The 14,319-nt window shown below is 73.3% G+C and carries 12 protein-coding genes; 7 read left to right on the forward strand and 5 right to left on the reverse strand.

The features are described from left to right. Positions 1-92 precede the first annotated feature (92 nt). The 5 genes from TBIS_RS07905 to TBIS_RS07925 all read right to left on the reverse strand — a co-directional run bounded on the left by TBIS_RS07905 (position 93) and on the right by TBIS_RS07925 (position 5,399). Complete coding sequence (locus TBIS_RS07905; RefSeq protein WP_013131834.1) at positions 93-1,223, reverse strand: ABC transporter ATP-binding protein; 1,131 nt, start codon at positions 1,221-1,223, stop codon at positions 93-95. Continuing rightward, on the reverse strand, positions 1,220-2,059 hold the full coding sequence (locus TBIS_RS07910; protein ID WP_013131835.1) for an ABC transporter permease: 840 nt from the start codon (positions 2,057-2,059) through the stop codon (positions 1,220-1,222). The genes TBIS_RS07905 and TBIS_RS07910 overlap by 4 nt, the downstream gene beginning before the upstream one ends. Continuing rightward, positions 2,056-2,982: an ABC transporter permease gene (locus TBIS_RS07915; protein WP_148231479.1), complete on the reverse strand. Its 927-nt coding sequence runs from the start codon at positions 2,980-2,982 to the stop codon at positions 2,056-2,058. The genes TBIS_RS07910 and TBIS_RS07915 overlap by 4 nt, the downstream gene beginning before the upstream one ends. After that, positions 2,967-4,025 carry an ABC transporter substrate-binding protein gene (locus TBIS_RS07920; protein ID WP_013131837.1) on the reverse strand — a complete coding sequence of 353 codons (1,059 nt, stop codon included), beginning with the start codon at positions 4,023-4,025 and terminating at the stop codon, positions 2,967-2,969. Before TBIS_RS07920 ends, TBIS_RS07915 begins: the two co-directional genes overlap by 16 nt. 726 nt (positions 4,026-4,751) lie before the next feature. Further along, on the reverse strand, positions 4,752-5,399 hold the full coding sequence (locus TBIS_RS07925) for a TetR/AcrR family transcriptional regulator (protein ID WP_013131838.1): 648 nt from the start codon (positions 5,397-5,399) through the stop codon (positions 4,752-4,754). A 646-nt stretch (positions 5,400-6,045) separates the two neighbouring features. Between TBIS_RS07925 and TBIS_RS07930 the strand changes: the two genes are divergently transcribed. The 7 genes from TBIS_RS07930 (at position 6,046) to TBIS_RS07955 (ending at position 14,160) form a co-directional block, all read left to right on the forward strand. Continuing rightward, entirely contained in the window at positions 6,046-7,398 is a 1,353-nt protein-coding gene (locus TBIS_RS07930; protein WP_041431343.1) for an NtaA/DmoA family FMN-dependent monooxygenase, read from the forward strand. Further along, positions 7,395-8,579 (forward strand): LLM class flavin-dependent oxidoreductase, encoded by a 1,185-nt coding sequence (locus TBIS_RS07935; RefSeq protein WP_013131840.1) that lies wholly within the window; start codon positions 7,395-7,397, stop codon positions 8,577-8,579. Before TBIS_RS07930 ends, TBIS_RS07935 begins: the two co-directional genes overlap by 4 nt. 92 nt (positions 8,580-8,671) lie before the next feature. Continuing rightward, positions 8,672-9,751: an LLM class flavin-dependent oxidoreductase gene (locus TBIS_RS07940; RefSeq protein WP_013131841.1), complete on the forward strand. Its 1,080-nt coding sequence runs from the start codon at positions 8,672-8,674 to the stop codon at positions 9,749-9,751. After that, on the forward strand, positions 9,748-10,905 hold the full coding sequence (locus tag TBIS_RS07945; protein ID WP_013131842.1) for an LLM class flavin-dependent oxidoreductase: 1,158 nt from the start codon (positions 9,748-9,750) through the stop codon (positions 10,903-10,905). Before TBIS_RS07940 ends, TBIS_RS07945 begins: the two co-directional genes overlap by 4 nt. A gap of 756 nt (positions 10,906-11,661) precedes the next feature. Further along, positions 11,662-11,796: a hypothetical protein gene (locus tag TBIS_RS20060; RefSeq protein ID WP_013131843.1), complete on the forward strand. Its 135-nt coding sequence runs from the start codon at positions 11,662-11,664 to the stop codon at positions 11,794-11,796. Further along, positions 11,796-12,923 carry a YeiH family protein gene (locus tag TBIS_RS07950; RefSeq protein WP_013131844.1) on the forward strand — a complete coding sequence of 376 codons (1,128 nt, stop codon included), beginning with the start codon at positions 11,796-11,798 and terminating at the stop codon, positions 12,921-12,923. Before TBIS_RS20060 ends, TBIS_RS07950 begins: the two co-directional genes overlap by 1 nt. Positions 12,924-13,455: 532 nt before the next feature. After that, complete coding sequence (locus tag TBIS_RS07955) at positions 13,456-14,160, forward strand: SAM-dependent methyltransferase (protein WP_013131845.1); 705 nt, start codon at positions 13,456-13,458, stop codon at positions 14,158-14,160. The last annotated feature ends 159 nt before the right edge of the window (positions 14,161-14,319 follow it).

The following is a 14,319-nucleotide window of genomic DNA, read 5'->3' on the forward strand; positions in this document are numbered from 1 at the left end:
CTGACGTGTTCGTTCGTGATCAGGGATGAAAAGGCACAAGAAGGCATGAGAGGCCGGGCCGGCCGCGGGCCGGCCAGGGGGATCGGCCGGGGTCAGCCGACCGGCTGCGGGTCGGGCGCGGCCGCCGCCGCGGAGCCGTTGCGGAGGACGAGGGCGTCCTCCGGGCGCCAGCAGGCGATGACCGAGGTGCCCGGGGGCACGTGGCCGTGCGGGTCGTCGCTGCGGAGCCGGGCGATCACCCGGCGGCCGTCGGCGAGCCCGACCTCCACGCGCCGCTCGCCGCCGAGATAGATCAGCTCGCGCACCACGCCGCTGAGCGCGTTGTGGCCCGGCGGCACCTCGTCCGGCGGCAGGAGGATCCGCACCTTCTCCGGGCGGAGCACGATCGCCGCGGGCCCGTCGGCGGGGGCGCCCGCCACCTTGAGCCCCGCCCCGGAGGCGCCGTCGGTGAAGACGCCGCCGCGCACGGTGCCGCGGAAGATGTTCGACTCGCCGAGGAACTCGGCGGCGTACAGCTCGGCCGGCCGTTCGTAGAGCTCGTCGGGGGTGCCGACCTGGACGATCCGCCCGTCGCGCAGCAGCGCGATCCGGTCGGACATGGCCAGCGCCTCCTGCTGGTCGTGGGTGACGAACACGAAGGTGATCCCCAGCTCGCGGTGCAGCCGCTTGATCTCGATCTGGAGCTGCTCCCGGAGGCGCTTGTCGAGCGCGGCGAGCGGCTCGTCCATGAGGAGCACCTGCGGGTGGAACACGATCGCCCGGGCGAACGCGACCCGCTGCTGCTGCCCGCCGGAGAGCTGCGCGGGCATCCGCGACCGCAGGTGGCCGAGCTCGACGATGTCGAGCGCCTCCCGCACCCGCTTGACCAGCTCGTCCTTGGGCACCCGCCGGCGGCGCAGCGGGAAGGCCACGTTCTCGAAGACGGTCATGTGCGGGAAGAGGGCGTACTGCTGGAACACCATGCCGAGCCCGCGCTTGTGCGGCGGCACCCCGGTGAGGTCCCGGCCGCCGACCTCCACGGTCCCGGAGTCGGCCTTGGTGAAGCCGGCGATGATGTTGAGCAGCGTCGACTTGCCCGAGCCGCTGGCACCGAGCAACGTCATGAACTCGCCCGCCTCGATGTGCAGGGTCACGTCGTCGAGCGCGCGCAGGCCGCCGTACCGCTTGGTCACCCGGTTGAGGCGCACCGAGGCGCCGGTCGACGGCGGGGTCGGACTGGTCATCGTCGCTCCAGGGATGAGACGGCAGGGGAGGCGGCGGCCCGGGCGAGCCGGCGGTTGCGGAGGAACCGGCCGGCCGCACCGGCCGCGAAGAACGAGATGGTGAGGGTGAGCAGCATCGCCGAGACCGCCGCCACGGTCGGATCGATCCGCACCCGGACCCCGGACCACATGCGCACCGGCAGGGTGGTGATGTCGGGGCCGGAGAGGAAGATGCTCACCACGACCTCGTCCCAGCTGGTGATGAAGGAGAACAGCGCGCCAGCCGCCACGCTCGGGGCGATGATCGGCAGCGTCACCCGCAGGAAGGCCACCACCGGGCTCGCCCCGAGGCTCATCGCCGCCTGCTCCAGCCGGTGGTCGAACGACGCGAGCGCCGCGGCCACGTTCACCACCACGTACGGCACGGCGAGCGCGGTGTGCACGAGCACGAAGCCGACCGTGGTCTCGGTGACGCCCACCTCCAGCGCGACCGCGTACGCGGCGAGGCCGACGATGACGTAGGGCACGATGAGCGGGGCGATCACCAGGCCGGAGATCACCGGCTTGAGCGGCAGCCGCCCGCGGACCAGCCCCAGCGCGGCCGTGGTGCCGAGCACGACCGACAGCACCGTGACCAGGCAGGCCACCCGGAGGCTGGCGGCGGCGCTGGCGAGCCAGTCGGGGTCCTGGAAGAAGTTCTCGAACCAGCGCAGCGACCACCCCTTCGGCGGGAAGGTGAGGTAAGGGCTGTCGGAGAACGACATCAGCGCCACGATGAGCACCGGCAGCACGAGCACCAGGCCGGTGAACACGGCGAGCGCGACCAGCGCGGCGCGGGTGAGCAGACGGGTGATCATGGCTTGCTCCACAGCCACCGTCGGAGGTCGATGAACCGGCCGGCGATCGCGAGCAGCAGCAGCGTGGCGCCGAGGAGCACGGCCGCGAGCGCCGCGGCGAAGCCCCAGTTGAGCACGGAGCTCACCTGCTGCACGATCAGCTCGCCGAGCATGGTGCTCGTCGGCCCGCCGAGCAGGGCGGGGGTGATGTAGAAGCCGAGCGCCTGGATGAAGACGAGCAGTGAGCCGGCGAGCACGCCGGGGGCCGAGAGCGGGACGAAGATCCGCCAGAAGGCGAAGGAGGGCCGGGCCCCGAGCACCTCGGCGGCGCGCAGCAGGCGGCGGTCGATGCCCTGCATGGTCGCGTACAGCGGCAGCACCATGAACGGGAGCAGCACCTGGACCATGCCGATCAGCACGCCGGTGAGGTTCCGCATGAGCGGGAGGGGCTCGCTGATCAGCCCGATGGCGCGCAGCGTCTCGTTGACCACGCCCGTGTCCCGCAGCAGCAGCACGAGCGCGAACGAGCGCACCAGCAGGCTGGTCCAGAACGGCAGGAGCACGACCACGAGCAGGACGTTGCGCCAGAACGGCGGCGCCAGCGTCATCAGGTACGCGTACGGGTACCCGATGAGCAGGGTGATCACCGTGGCGGCGATGGCCGTGACGAAGGTGTTGACCAGGACCCGGGTGTAGACCGGGCTGTCCAGGATCGCCTGGAAGTTGCCGAGGCCCGGCTCGGGGTCGGTGACGCTCCTGGCGAGGATGACCGCGAGGGGCAGGATGAAGACGACCAGGAGGTAGCCCACCAGGGGGAGGGCGAGCAGGCCCCAGCCGTCGGCCAGCCGGAGCCTCCGGGTGGCCCGCGGTTCCGCCCCCGCGCGGCCGCCGGTCTGGGTGGCGGCCGGCGGGGCGTCGGTGGTGCTCATCAGGAGGCCAGCCATTCGTTGAACCGCTTGGTGACCTCGTCGTAGTGCTCGGCCCAGTAGCCGTAGTCGATGACGATGGCCCGCTTGGCCGCGTTCTCCGGCGAGGTCGGCAGCTCGGGCAGGATCTGGGGGTCGACGCGCTCCAGCGCCTTGTCGTTGATCGGCGCGTAGGCGCTCGCCTCGGTGTCGGCCGCCTGGCCGTCGAGGTCGTTCACGAAGTGGGCCATCCACTGCTGGGCGAGGTCGGCGTTGGGGTAGCCCTTGGGGATGGCCACGGTGTCGTATGAGAGGAAGTGCTCGTTCCACTCGTTGGCGACCGGCTGGCCGTCCCGGGCGGCCTGGTAGATCCGGCCGTTCCACGCCTGGACCAGCGGCGCCTCGCCGCTCGCCACGAGCTGCACCTGCTGGTCACCGGTGTCGTAGAAGACCAGGTGCTCCTTGATGCTGTCGAGCTTCCGGAACGCCCGGTCGATGTCGAGCGGGTAGAGCTTGTCGGCCGGGACGCCGTCGGCGAGCAGGGCGGCCTCGAAGATGCCGCCGGTCACGTACTTCCAGAACCCCCGCTTGCCGGGGTACTTCTGCACGTCGAAGAACTCCGCCCAGGTCTTCGGGTGGCCGTCGGGGAAGGTCTTCGTGTTGTAGGCGATGGTGAAGGCGTACTGCAGGTTGGGGATCGCGCACTCGGAGACGAGCTTCGGATCGATGGGCGAGGTGTTCACGATCGAGGTGTCGACCTTCTCGAGCAGGCCCTCCTTGCACGCGGTCACCGCGAAGTTCGGCTCGACCTCGACGATGCCCCAGGTGACCTTGCCGGCCTCGACCTGGGCTCGCAGCTTGGCGTAGTCGGTGGGCTGGTCCTGGCGGATCTCGACGCCGTTCTTCTCCGCCCACGGCTTGATGTAGGAGTTGACGTGCGCCTCCTGCGCACTGCCGCCCCACATCGTGACGGTGAGGGTCCGCTTGCCGTCGCCGGTCGCTGATCCGCCATCGCCGCACGCGGCCACCGCGGCCAGACCCAGCGCGGCGGCGACCGCCAGTGCCTTGCGCTCGACGCCCATGGTCACCTCGACATTTGACTGATCCGTCAGTTATTAACCGCTAATGATGAGAATTGGGTCACACCTTGTCAATGGTTCGGCGCGCCCGATATCGCGGGCGGATCTCGCGCGGCCGGAAGGCCCGCGGGACCGGGCGGCAGGGCGTCCGGTACGGCGCGGCCGTCACCGGGGGAGGGGGACCGCTCCGGAGACGGGCGCGTGCCCGGTCCGGTGGCGATCGCGCAGGTCGATCGAGGTGCGTCCGGGTGGCGCGGGGGGTCCCGGCCTGCCGCGGCGGTCGCCCGGGACCGGGGTGGAGCGCGGGTACGGCGGGCCGGTCAGGGCGCCGGCCGGGCGGGGCGGGACGTCACGCGGCGGTGACGAGATCGTGATCGAACGGTGATCGCGAACCGGTGCCGGGGCCGGGCGTGCGGCCGGGAGGGCCACGGTTCCCGGCTGAGCTCCCGGCGTCGTGGCACGGCCTCGGCGGCCGGTCGGCCGGCCCCGGGCGAGCGCGGTCACCGTGTCGATGGGCCTTCCATTGGTCACCGCGTCCCGTGAGCCGGCGGAGAAGGCCCGGGGCGAACGCCTGTGGTCCGGTCGTGTTGCAGGTCAGGGGAGGGGACCCCGGGCGCGAACGCCTGCAGGGTGTTCACCGCGCGCGGCAGGTCATCGGCGGGGAAGCGAGGGCGAACGCCCGCGGCGGACGCCTCGCCCGAGGCGGCCCGCTCACCAGCGGACCGGGGGTCAGGCCTGGCGCGCGGCGAACGCCGGGCCGGTGGGATCGGCGCTCTCCGGCCCCGGCTGCTGGATGAACTCGTCGATGAAGTGGTGGCAGATGCGGCGCATGCGATCGGCGTTCATGGCCCGGGAGCCGAGGATCACCTGGATCGACAGGCCGTCGATGAGGCCGATCAGGAGGTTCGCGAGCACGACCGCGTCACCGCCGCGCACCACACCCCGGGCTTGGCCGTCCCGGATGATGCCGGCGACGACGGCGCGCCACTCGCCGTAGACGCTCTCGTTGAGCTCCTGCAGGTCGGGCTCGTGGATCGCCTCGTTCCAGAGCGCGGCCCACACCCGCCAGGCCTGCACGGTCACCGGATCGATGGGCAGGTAGGAGTCGACGAACGCCCGCAGCTTGACCAGGGGGTCGTCGTCGCTCTCGAGGATGGGACGGCGGCGCTCCAGGGAGCTGCGGAAGTTGAACTCGAACGCGGCGTGCAGCAGGTCGCGCTTGGTCGGAAAGTAGTAGTGGACGGTGCCCGTCGCGGTGCCGATCCGGGCGGCCACATCGGAGACGCGCAGGGAGCGGAAGCCCTGCTCTGCGATCACCTCGCACGTGGCCGAGAGGATCTGCCGGCGCCGCTGCGCCTCAGCGCTCGGTCGTGCCATTCCCACCCCCTCGGTGATCCGGACCAGGGGCAGCTTAACTGATTCATCAGTCAGGTCGAAAACCTCCGCTGAAGGCGGGGGAGGGGGACTGGCTCGTCATGGTGGGTGTCCGCCCGGCCCGCGGCGGCGTGTCCATGGGCGCGTACCCCGTGGCCGCCCGGACATGGCGGCCCGGCACCGGGCGCTCGCTCCGCGGTGGGCCGCCAGGCGCTCGCACCGTGGTGGGGCGCCGGAGCTCGCCGCGGTGGTCCGCCGGCCGGGGTCCGGCGCCCCCGTGCGACGCCACCGCACTCTCGCCGCCCTCGTCGACGGCCTCCACCGGTCTCGGCATCCCCTCGTGCCGGGCGGCCCGGCGGATCGCGCCCGATCAGACGGTTGACCAAAACATACTTTTCCTACATATTGAATGGGTAATTCGATGAGGGGAGGAACGGTGACCGACTCCACCGGCACTCCGCGTCCCGCCCGCCCGCCCGGCACCGCCGGCGGCGGGCCGTACGGTCCCGGGCAGCGGCCCGCGGGACGGCCATCCTCCGAACCACCCCACCAGCGGCCGGCGCAGCGCCGGCGCGCCGTACCCGCCGCGACGCGCCGGACGGACCGCAGGGGCGGGGCCGGCGCGGCGGGGGAGCGGCCGCGCAAGCAGGTGCACCTGGCCGCGCACTTCCCCGGCGTGAACAACACGACGGTCTGGTCCGACCCCCGGGCGGGCAGCCAGATCGACTTCTCCTCCTTCGTCCACCTGGCCCGCACCGCGGAGCGCGGCAAGTTCGACTTCTTCTTCCTCGCGGAAGGGCTGCGCCTCCGCGAGCACAAGGGCCGCATCTACGACCTGGACGTGGTCGGCCGCCCCGAGTCGCTCACCGTGCTCGCCGCGCTCGCCGCGGTCACGGAGCGGATCGGGCTCGCCGCCACGGTCAACACCACCTTCAACGAGCCGTACGAGCTCGCCCGGCGGCTGGCCACGCTCGATCACCTCAGCGGCGGCCGGGCGGCGTGGAACGTGGTGACGAGCTTCGACGCCTTCACCGGGGCGAACTTCCGGCGCGGCGGCTACCTCGACGCGAAGGACCGCTACACCCGCGCCGCCGAGTTCCTGCGGCTCTCCCGCACGCTGTGGGACTCCTGGCAGCCCGACGCGATACTCGCCGACCAGGGGGCGGGGCGGTTCCTCCGGCCCGGCGGCATCGCCGAGGTGCGGCACGCGGGCCGGCACTTCACCATCGAGGGCCACTTCACCACCCCGCGCAGCCCGCAGGGCCACCCGGTGATCATCCAGGCCGGGGACTCCGACGAGGGCCGCGAGTTCGCCGCCTCCGCCGCCGGCGTCATCTTCACCCGGCACGCCACCCTGGAGGCGGGCAAGGCGTTCTACGCCGACGTCAAGCGCCGCCTCCCGAAGTACGGCCGGGCCCCGCACGAGCTCAAGATCATGCCGGGCGCCACGGTGGTGGTCGCGGACACCGACGCCGAGGCGGCCGAGCTCGCGGCCGAGATCCGCCGCCGGCAGGTGAGCCCGCAGACCGCGATCGCCCTGCTCGAGCAGGTCTGGGGCCGCGACCTGTCCGCCTACGACCCGGACGGGCCGCTCCCGGACATCGAGCCCGACCTCTCCTCCGACATCATCCAAGGCCGGGTACGGCACGGCGACCGGGCCGCCCTGGTGGCCCGGTGGCGGGAGGTCGCCCGGGAGAAGAACCTCACCATCCGCGAGCTGGTCATCGAGATGACCGGGCGGCAGACCTTCATCGGCTCCCCCGAGACCGTGGCCCGGCGGATCGACGAGTACGTCCAGGCCGACGCGGCGGACGGGTTCATCCTCGTGCCGCACCTCATCCCGGGCGGGCTCGACGACTTCGTCGACCGGGTCGTGCCCTTGCTGCAGGAGCGCGGCGTGTTCCGCACCGAGTACACCGGCACGACCCTCCGCGAGCACCTCGGCCTCGGCCCGGCCCCCGGCCCCGACCGGTACCTCGACCCACCCGGAGAGACCCGATGACCGAACCCATCCATCTCGCCGTCGCGCTCGACGGCGTGGGCTGGCACCCGGCGGCCTGGCGGGAGGAGTGCACGCGACCCCGGGAGATCTTCACCGCCGGGTACTGGGCGAGGCTCGTCGCCGAGGCGGAGCGCGGCCTGCTCGACTTCGTCACCTTCGAGGACGCCCTCGGCCTGCAGTCCACCCTGCCCGACGGCGTGGACGGCCGGACCGACCAGGTCCGCGGCCGGCTCGACGCCGTGCTGATCGCCGCCCGGGTCGCCCCGCTCACCACCCGGATCGGGCTGATCCCCACGGCGACCACCACCCACACCGAGCCGTTCCACGTCGCGATGGCCATCGCCACCCTCGACCACGTCAGCCGGGGGCGGGCCGGCTGGCGCGTGCGGGTCTCCCCGGGCCGGACCCACGCCCGGCACTTCGGGCGGCGCGACTTCCCCCGGATCGAACGCCTCCCCGCACCCGGCGATGGGCCGGTCGCCCGGCACATCCGGGAGCTGTTCGACGAGGCTGCGGACGCCGTGGAGGTGGCGCGCCGGCTCTGGGACAGCTGGGAGGACGACGCGGAGATCCGCGACGTGGCCACCGGCCGGTTCATCGACCGCGACAAGCTCCACTACATCGACTTCTCCGGCCGCTGGTTCAGCGTCAAAGGGCCGGCGATCACGCCGCGGCCGCCGCAGGGGCAGCCGCTCGTCACCGCGCTCGCGCACGCCCGGATCCCCTACGAGTTCGCCGCGCGCTCGGCCGACGTGGTCTACGTGACCCCGCACACCCGGGAGGAGGCCGCCGCCGTCGTGCGCGAGCTGCGGGAGATCCCCCGGGACGGGGACCCGCTGAAGATCTTCGCCGACCTCGTCGTCTTCCTCGGCCCGGACGCCGCCGCCCGCAAGGCGCGGCTCGACGACCTCGACGGCGCCGAGTTCACCTCCGACGCCGCGGTCTTCACCGGCACCGTGGAGGAGCTCGCCGACCTGCTCGAGGACTGGCGGCGGGCCGGGATCGAGGGGTACCGGCTGCGCCCCGGCGTGATCCCGCACGACCTCAAGGCCATCACCCGTGGCCTCACCGCCGCGCTCCGCAGGCGCGGCCTGTTCCGCTCCGCGTACGAGGCGCCCACCCTGCGCGGCCTGCTCGGCCTCGGCCGGCCGGTCAGCCGCTACGCCCGGGCCGTCACCTGACGGCGAGACGCTGCCCGCCCGCCGCCCGGGCGGGGCGCGGTCGCGGTGCCGCGGACGCCGTGCCGTACCGACCGGCTCAAGGGGGAACCGCCGTGAAGTTCCTGCTCATCACGATCATCCCGCATGTGCCGAACCCGCGCACCGGCGAGGTGACGCCCATCACCGAGCGGTTCCGGGAGGTGATCGCCGCCGCCGAGCTCGCCGAGGAGCTCGGCTTCGACGGCTTCGGCGTCGGCGAGCGGCACGAGCCGCCGTTCATCTCCTCGGCGCCGCCCGTGGTGCTCAGCCACATCGCCGCCAAGACCTCCCGCATCCGCCTGTTCACCGCGGTCACCACGCTGAGCCTGCTCGACCCGGTGCGGGCCTACGAGGACTACGCCACGCTCGACCACCTCTCCGGCGGCCGCCTCGAGCTGATCATCGGGAAGGGGAACGGCGCCGCCCAGGCCAGGCTGTTCAACGTCACGCCCGAGGACCAGTGGGACCGCAACCGCGAGGGCTACCGGCTGCTGCGCCGGCTCTGGCGGGAGGAGCGGGTCACCTGGGAGGGCCGCTACCGGCCGCCGCTGCGGGACGCCGTGGTCGTGCCGCGCCCGCTGCAGCGGGAGATCCGGATCTGGCACGGCAGCGCCACGAGCCGGGAGTCGGTGGAGCTGGCCGCCGAGAACGGCGACCCGCTCTTCTCGGCGAACGTCGCCCAGCCCATCGAGCCCTACGCCGAGCTGATCGACTACTACCGGGAGCGGTGGGCGTACCACGGGCACGACCCGGCCGACGCCCTGGTCGGCGCGGGGAGCGCCGGCTACTACGCGGCGCGCCGCTCCCAGGACGCGATCGAGACCTACCGGCCGATCTTCGAGGCCCGTACGGCGCGGCTGCGGCGCTCCGGCCAGGACCCGGTCTTCCCCACCCTGGAGGACGCGCTCGAGCGGAGCTCCCTCCTGGTCGGCAGCCCGCAGCAGATCATCGACAAGGTCATGCGATACCACGAGCGGTTCGGCCACGAGGTCATGCACCTGCCCGCCGACCGCGACGGCCTCACCGAGAGGCAGCAGCGGGAGACGCTCGAGCTGTTCCAGAGCGAGATCGCCCCCGTGCTGCGCAAGGAGATCCCCAGCAGGCCGTTCCCCGAACCCGTCTCGCCCACGCCGACCACCGGAGGAACCCCGTGATCGCCTCCCCGGCATCCCCCTCGGCCCCGCCCACGCTCCCGCTCTCCGTGCTCGACCTCTCGCCCATCCCGTCAGGGGGCGACGCCGGCACCGCGCTGCGCAACACCATCGACCTGGCCCGCCACGCCGAGCGGCTCGGCTACCGCCGGTACTGGCTCGCCGAGCACCACCTCGCCGCCGGGGTGGCGAGCTCGGCCCCGGCCGTGCTCATCGGCCTCGTCGCCGCGGCCACCACCCGGATCAGGGTCGGCTCCGGCGCGGTGCAGCTCGGCTACCAGACACCGCTCGCCGTGGTCGAGCAGTTCGGCATCATCGACGCGCTCCACCCGGGCCGGATCGACCTCGGCCTCGGCCGCTCCGGGCAGCGCGTGGCCGAGATCGCCGCCCGGCCCGCCGAGGAGCCCGAGCCGGCCGGGCCGCGGTGGGTCGACGGGCTGCTGATCCCGCCCCGGTTCTCCTTCGCCGGGCTCGCCGCCTCCGGCCGGCTCGCCTTCCAGGCCTCGCTGCTGCGGCCGCCCGGCGCCGAGATCCCCGACTTCGGTGAGCAGGTCGACGCGGTCCTCGCCCTTCTCGAGGGCACCTACACCTCCCCGGAGGGCTTCGACGCGCACGCCGTGCCCGGGGAGGGCGCCGACGTGGAGGTGTGGATCCTCGGCAGCAGCGGCGGGCAGAGCGCCCGGGTCGCGGGGGAGCGAGGGCTGCCGTTCGGGGCGAACTACCACGTCAGCCCGGCCACTGTGCTCGAGGCGGTGGAGGCGTACCGGAAGTGGTTCACCCCGTCCGAGTACCTCGCCGAGCCGTACGTGATCGTGTCGGCGGACGCGGTCGTGGCCGAGGACGACGCCACCGCCCGGGAGCTGGCCAAGCCGTACGGCGTGTGGGTGCACGGCATCCGCACCGGCAAGGGCGCGATCCCGTACCCGACGCCGGCCGAGGCCGACGCGTTCGAATGGAGCGAGGCCGACCGGGCGCTGGTGGCCGACCGGATCGACACCCAGTTCGTGGGCTCGCCGGAGACCGTGGTGGCCGGGCTGCGGACGCTCCGGCGGGTCACCGGGGCCGACGAGCTGCTCATCACCACGATCACCCACGACCACGCCGACCGGGTGCGCTCGTACGAGCTGCTCGCCGAGGCCTGGCGGGCGTCGGAATGAGAGGGCGGGACCGGTGACGCCCGGTACGGCGGCCGCACGCGCCCACGGGGCCCGGCACGGTGCGCGGGCCGGGCGAGCCGTGCGCGAGGAACGCCTCGCCCCGGGCGGCCGCGGTCTCGCGGGCCGCCCCGGCCAGGGGCGGTCCTGGCGTCGCGCGTACCGTGGCCGCCGGACCCGGCCCGCGCCGTCTCCCGCGCGGGGGACGACGCCCGCGCCGCGCACCGGGCGGATCGGGCCGCGTGGCCTGCTCCGGGCTTCTCACCCTGTGAGATTTCCTGAATTCCCTATTGACTTTATCGCTAAAATGCCCAAAGTAGAGGCTGTGCGAAGCAGTGAGCCGCTCGTCGCCCGCCTGCACGTCGACCTGAAGCGTCAGGCGAGCGCGCTCTGTGCCGTGCGGTGATCCGTTCACCGCGATCCGCTCGCCCATCGGCGCGACCCCATGCCGTGCCGTACCCGGACGAGACGCTCCCCCGGGAGCACGCGCCGGCCGTTCGCGCATCCCAGGAGTGAGGCACGGCCGCATGGCCGCCCCCGGTACCGGCACCCGATGTGTGCCCCGTACCGCGTCATCGGCCGCCCCGCCGCCCATCGCGCGATGATCACGGTCGGCACCCCAGGCGCCCCGGATCGCAGTTCACCACGCCCGGCGCCATCCCCGGCCCGGACACCTCGCCCACCTCCCCGGACCCCGCGCACGCGCGGGTCGTGGGCTTCCCCCATCCACCACGGCGTGAGCCGCAGAAAGGCACTCTCATGTCCACCGAAGAATCGCCCACCGCGAAGGAGACACGCTTCGCCGTCAACGAGGACTGGGCGGCCACGATCATCGGCCTGGCCCTTCTCGTGCTCGTCATCACCGGTGTGATCCCGACGGGGGTGGTGCCGTGATGAGCACCGAGACCACCGCGCCCGCCGCATCCGGCACCCGTTCCGGCACCCCCGCCTGGTACTGGGCGGCCCTCGGCGTGCTGGCCGTCCTCATCCTCGGCGCGGCCACCCGCTACCTGGAGAAGAACGTCCCCGAATGGTTCTCCGGGTCGGACCTCGCCGCGGCCATCGAGTACCCGGTCTACGCGATCGCCCTCGGCCTGGTCGGGAACGGCCTGCTCACCGTGACCGGGCTGCGGGAGCGCCTCGCCGGCGGGTTCCGCACCGAGTTCTTCATCAAGACCGGCCTGGTCCTCCTCGGCGCCTCGATCAACCTCAAGGTGATCGTCACCGCTGCCGGGCCCGCCATCATCCAGGGCATCATCCTGATCACCTCGGTGTTCCTCTTCACCTGGTGGCTCGGCGGGCGGTTCGGCCTGGACGACAAGCTCCGCGCCCTGCTCTCCTCGGCCGTGTCGATCTGCGGCGTGAGCGCGGCCATCGCCGCGGCCGGGGCCGTGCAGGCCAAGCGGGAGCAGCTCGCCTACAGCGCGAGCCTGGTGATCGTCTTCGCCCTGCCGTCGATCTTCATCCTCCCGGCCCTCGCCTCCGCGCTCGGGCTGAGCCCGGAGGTCGCCGGCGCCTGGATCGGCGGCAACATCGACACCACGGCCGCGGTCACCGCCGCCGGCGCCATCGTCGGGGAGGAGGCCCTCGCGGTCGCCTCCATCGTCAAGGTCACCCAGAACGCCCTGATCGGCGTCGTGGTGGTGCTGCTCACCGCGTACTTCGCCCTGCGCGTCGAGCGCCGGGCGGACGCGCCGCGGCCCGGCGTGGGCGAGCTGTGGCGGCGGTTCCCGAAGTTCGTGCTCGGCTTCGTCGCCGCCTCGGTGATCGCCACCTGGTACCTCACCACCGTGCCGGCCGCCGACGGCAAGGCCGTGATCGGGGTCGCCAACGACCTGCGGACCTGGTTCCTCATCCTGGCCTTCGTCAGCATCGGCCTGGAGTTCCGGGTCGCCTCGCTGCGTGAGGCCGGCTGGCGCCCGATCGGCGTGTTCGCCGCGGCCACGGTGGTCAACGTGCTGCTGGCGCTCGGCCTCGCCACCGTGCTGTTCAGCGGCTTCTCCGTCAGCGGATCGGGCTGACCGGCCGCCGGGCGGACGCCGCGGCGGGGCGCCCAGCGCGGGCGCCCCGGACGCCGCCCACCGACCTCCTACCTCCCGGCACCTTCGGGGCGGGTGCGCACCGTGCGGGGCGCGCCCGCCCGTCCCCCATCCGGGGGCGGTCGTGCGACCCGGATGGCCGGGGCGGGCTCGCGCGGTCACCCCGGCCGTGGGTGCTCCGCCGGCGGCCCATCGGCCGCACGGTCCGCCGGCCCGTCGGGACCCTGCGCGGCCGCACCGCGCGAGCCGGGCCTCCGCCGGTCCCGCCGTCCCCGCGATCGGGCGGCCGGTGCCGCCGGCCGGTCGCGCCGGGCTCACCCCCGTACGGCGCCCGGACGGCTGGCCTGCCACCCGGGCGGCCGGGAGAAGCGGCCGTCCCGCCGCGATCGGCGGCCGGTGCTGCGAGCCCGGGCCTATGTGAACGTTTCATGAGATGACTGTGTTTCCGCCGTGTCGCGGCTTTCCGGGGAAATAGGGTGTGGGCCGGACGGCTTCAAGAGCGGATGTGACGGACATGGGTAAGGGGCCACCGGGGATCGATCCCACCGTGCCGAACGCGGCCCGCATCTACGACTACCTCCTCGGGGGCAAGGAGAACTTCGCCGCGGACCGGGAGGCGGCGCGGCGGCTCCTCGAGATCTCGCCCAACCTCAGGGAGGGCTCCCGCGCGAACCGGCGCTTCCTCATCCGCGCGGTGCGCTTCATGGTCGCGAACGGCATCCGGCAGTTCCTCGACATCGGCACGGGCCTGCCCACGCAGGAGAACGTGCACGAGGTGGCGCTGAAGGTGGCGCCCGAATCGCGGATCGCCTACGTCGACAACGACCCGCAGATCAACGCCCACCTCGACCTCACCCGGCCGATCGGGCTCCTCCTCGTCGCCGTGCTGCACTTCATCGTCGACGACGAGGAGGCGGAGCGGATCGTGCGGACCCTGCGCGACCGCCTCGCGCCCGGAAGCCATCTGGCGATCAGCCACGCCACCATCGGGGACCTCGACGAGGAGCAGGAGCGCGAGGGGCGGGCGATCTACGCGCGGAGCTCCACCCGCGGGGCGATCTTCCGCTCGCACGAGCGGGTCCTGCGGTTCTTCGACGGATTCGAGCTGGTCGAGCCGGGCCTGGTGTGGCTCGATGACTGGCGGCCGGAGGAGGGGGTGCCGCGGATCCCCCGGTTCCCCGGGCTCGGTGGGTACGCCGGGGTCGGCATCCTCCGCTGACCGGGGGCGGGGACCGCGAGCACGCCCGCGGTTCCGGCGATCGCCGCCGCCCGGACCGCCCTCGCCCGGGCTGCCGGGTACGGCACGGCGGGCGCGGGATCGCGGCCCGGCGTGGCGGGTGCCATGCCGCCGGACCGCCCGTGGCGGCACGGCCGTACC

It is taken from the genome of Thermobispora bispora DSM 43833, assembly GCF_000092645.1.
Classification (GTDB): Bacteria; Actinomycetota; Actinomycetes; order Streptosporangiales; family Streptosporangiaceae; genus Thermobispora; species Thermobispora bispora.

Excerpts from the sequence above, each read along its gene's own strand:
- TBIS_RS07905 (WP_013131834.1), bottom strand. The coding sequence starts at position 1,223 with ATGACCAGTCCGACCCCGCCGTCGACCGGCGCCTCGGTGCGCCTCAAC.
- TBIS_RS07910 (WP_013131835.1), bottom strand. The coding sequence starts at position 2,059 with ATGATCACCCGTCTGCTCACCCGCGCCGCGCTGGTCGCGCTCGCCGTG.
- TBIS_RS07915 (WP_148231479.1), bottom strand. The coding sequence starts at position 2,982 with ATGGCTGGCCTCCTGATGAGCACCACCGACGCCCCGCCGGCCGCCACC.
- TBIS_RS07920 (WP_013131837.1), bottom strand. The coding sequence starts at position 4,025 with ATGGGCGTCGAGCGCAAGGCACTGGCGGTCGCCGCCGCGCTGGGTCTG.
- TBIS_RS07925 (WP_013131838.1), bottom strand. The coding sequence starts at position 5,399 with ATGGCACGACCGAGCGCTGAGGCGCAGCGGCGCCGGCAGATCCTCTCG.
- TBIS_RS07935 (WP_013131840.1), top strand. The coding sequence starts at position 7,395 with ATGACCGAACCCATCCATCTCGCCGTCGCGCTCGACGGCGTGGGCTGG.
- TBIS_RS20060 (WP_013131843.1), top strand. The coding sequence starts at position 11,662 with ATGTCCACCGAAGAATCGCCCACCGCGAAGGAGACACGCTTCGCCGTC.
- TBIS_RS07950 (WP_013131844.1), top strand. The coding sequence starts at position 11,796 with ATGAGCACCGAGACCACCGCGCCCGCCGCATCCGGCACCCGTTCCGGC.
- TBIS_RS07955 (WP_013131845.1), top strand. The coding sequence starts at position 13,456 with ATGGGTAAGGGGCCACCGGGGATCGATCCCACCGTGCCGAACGCGGCC.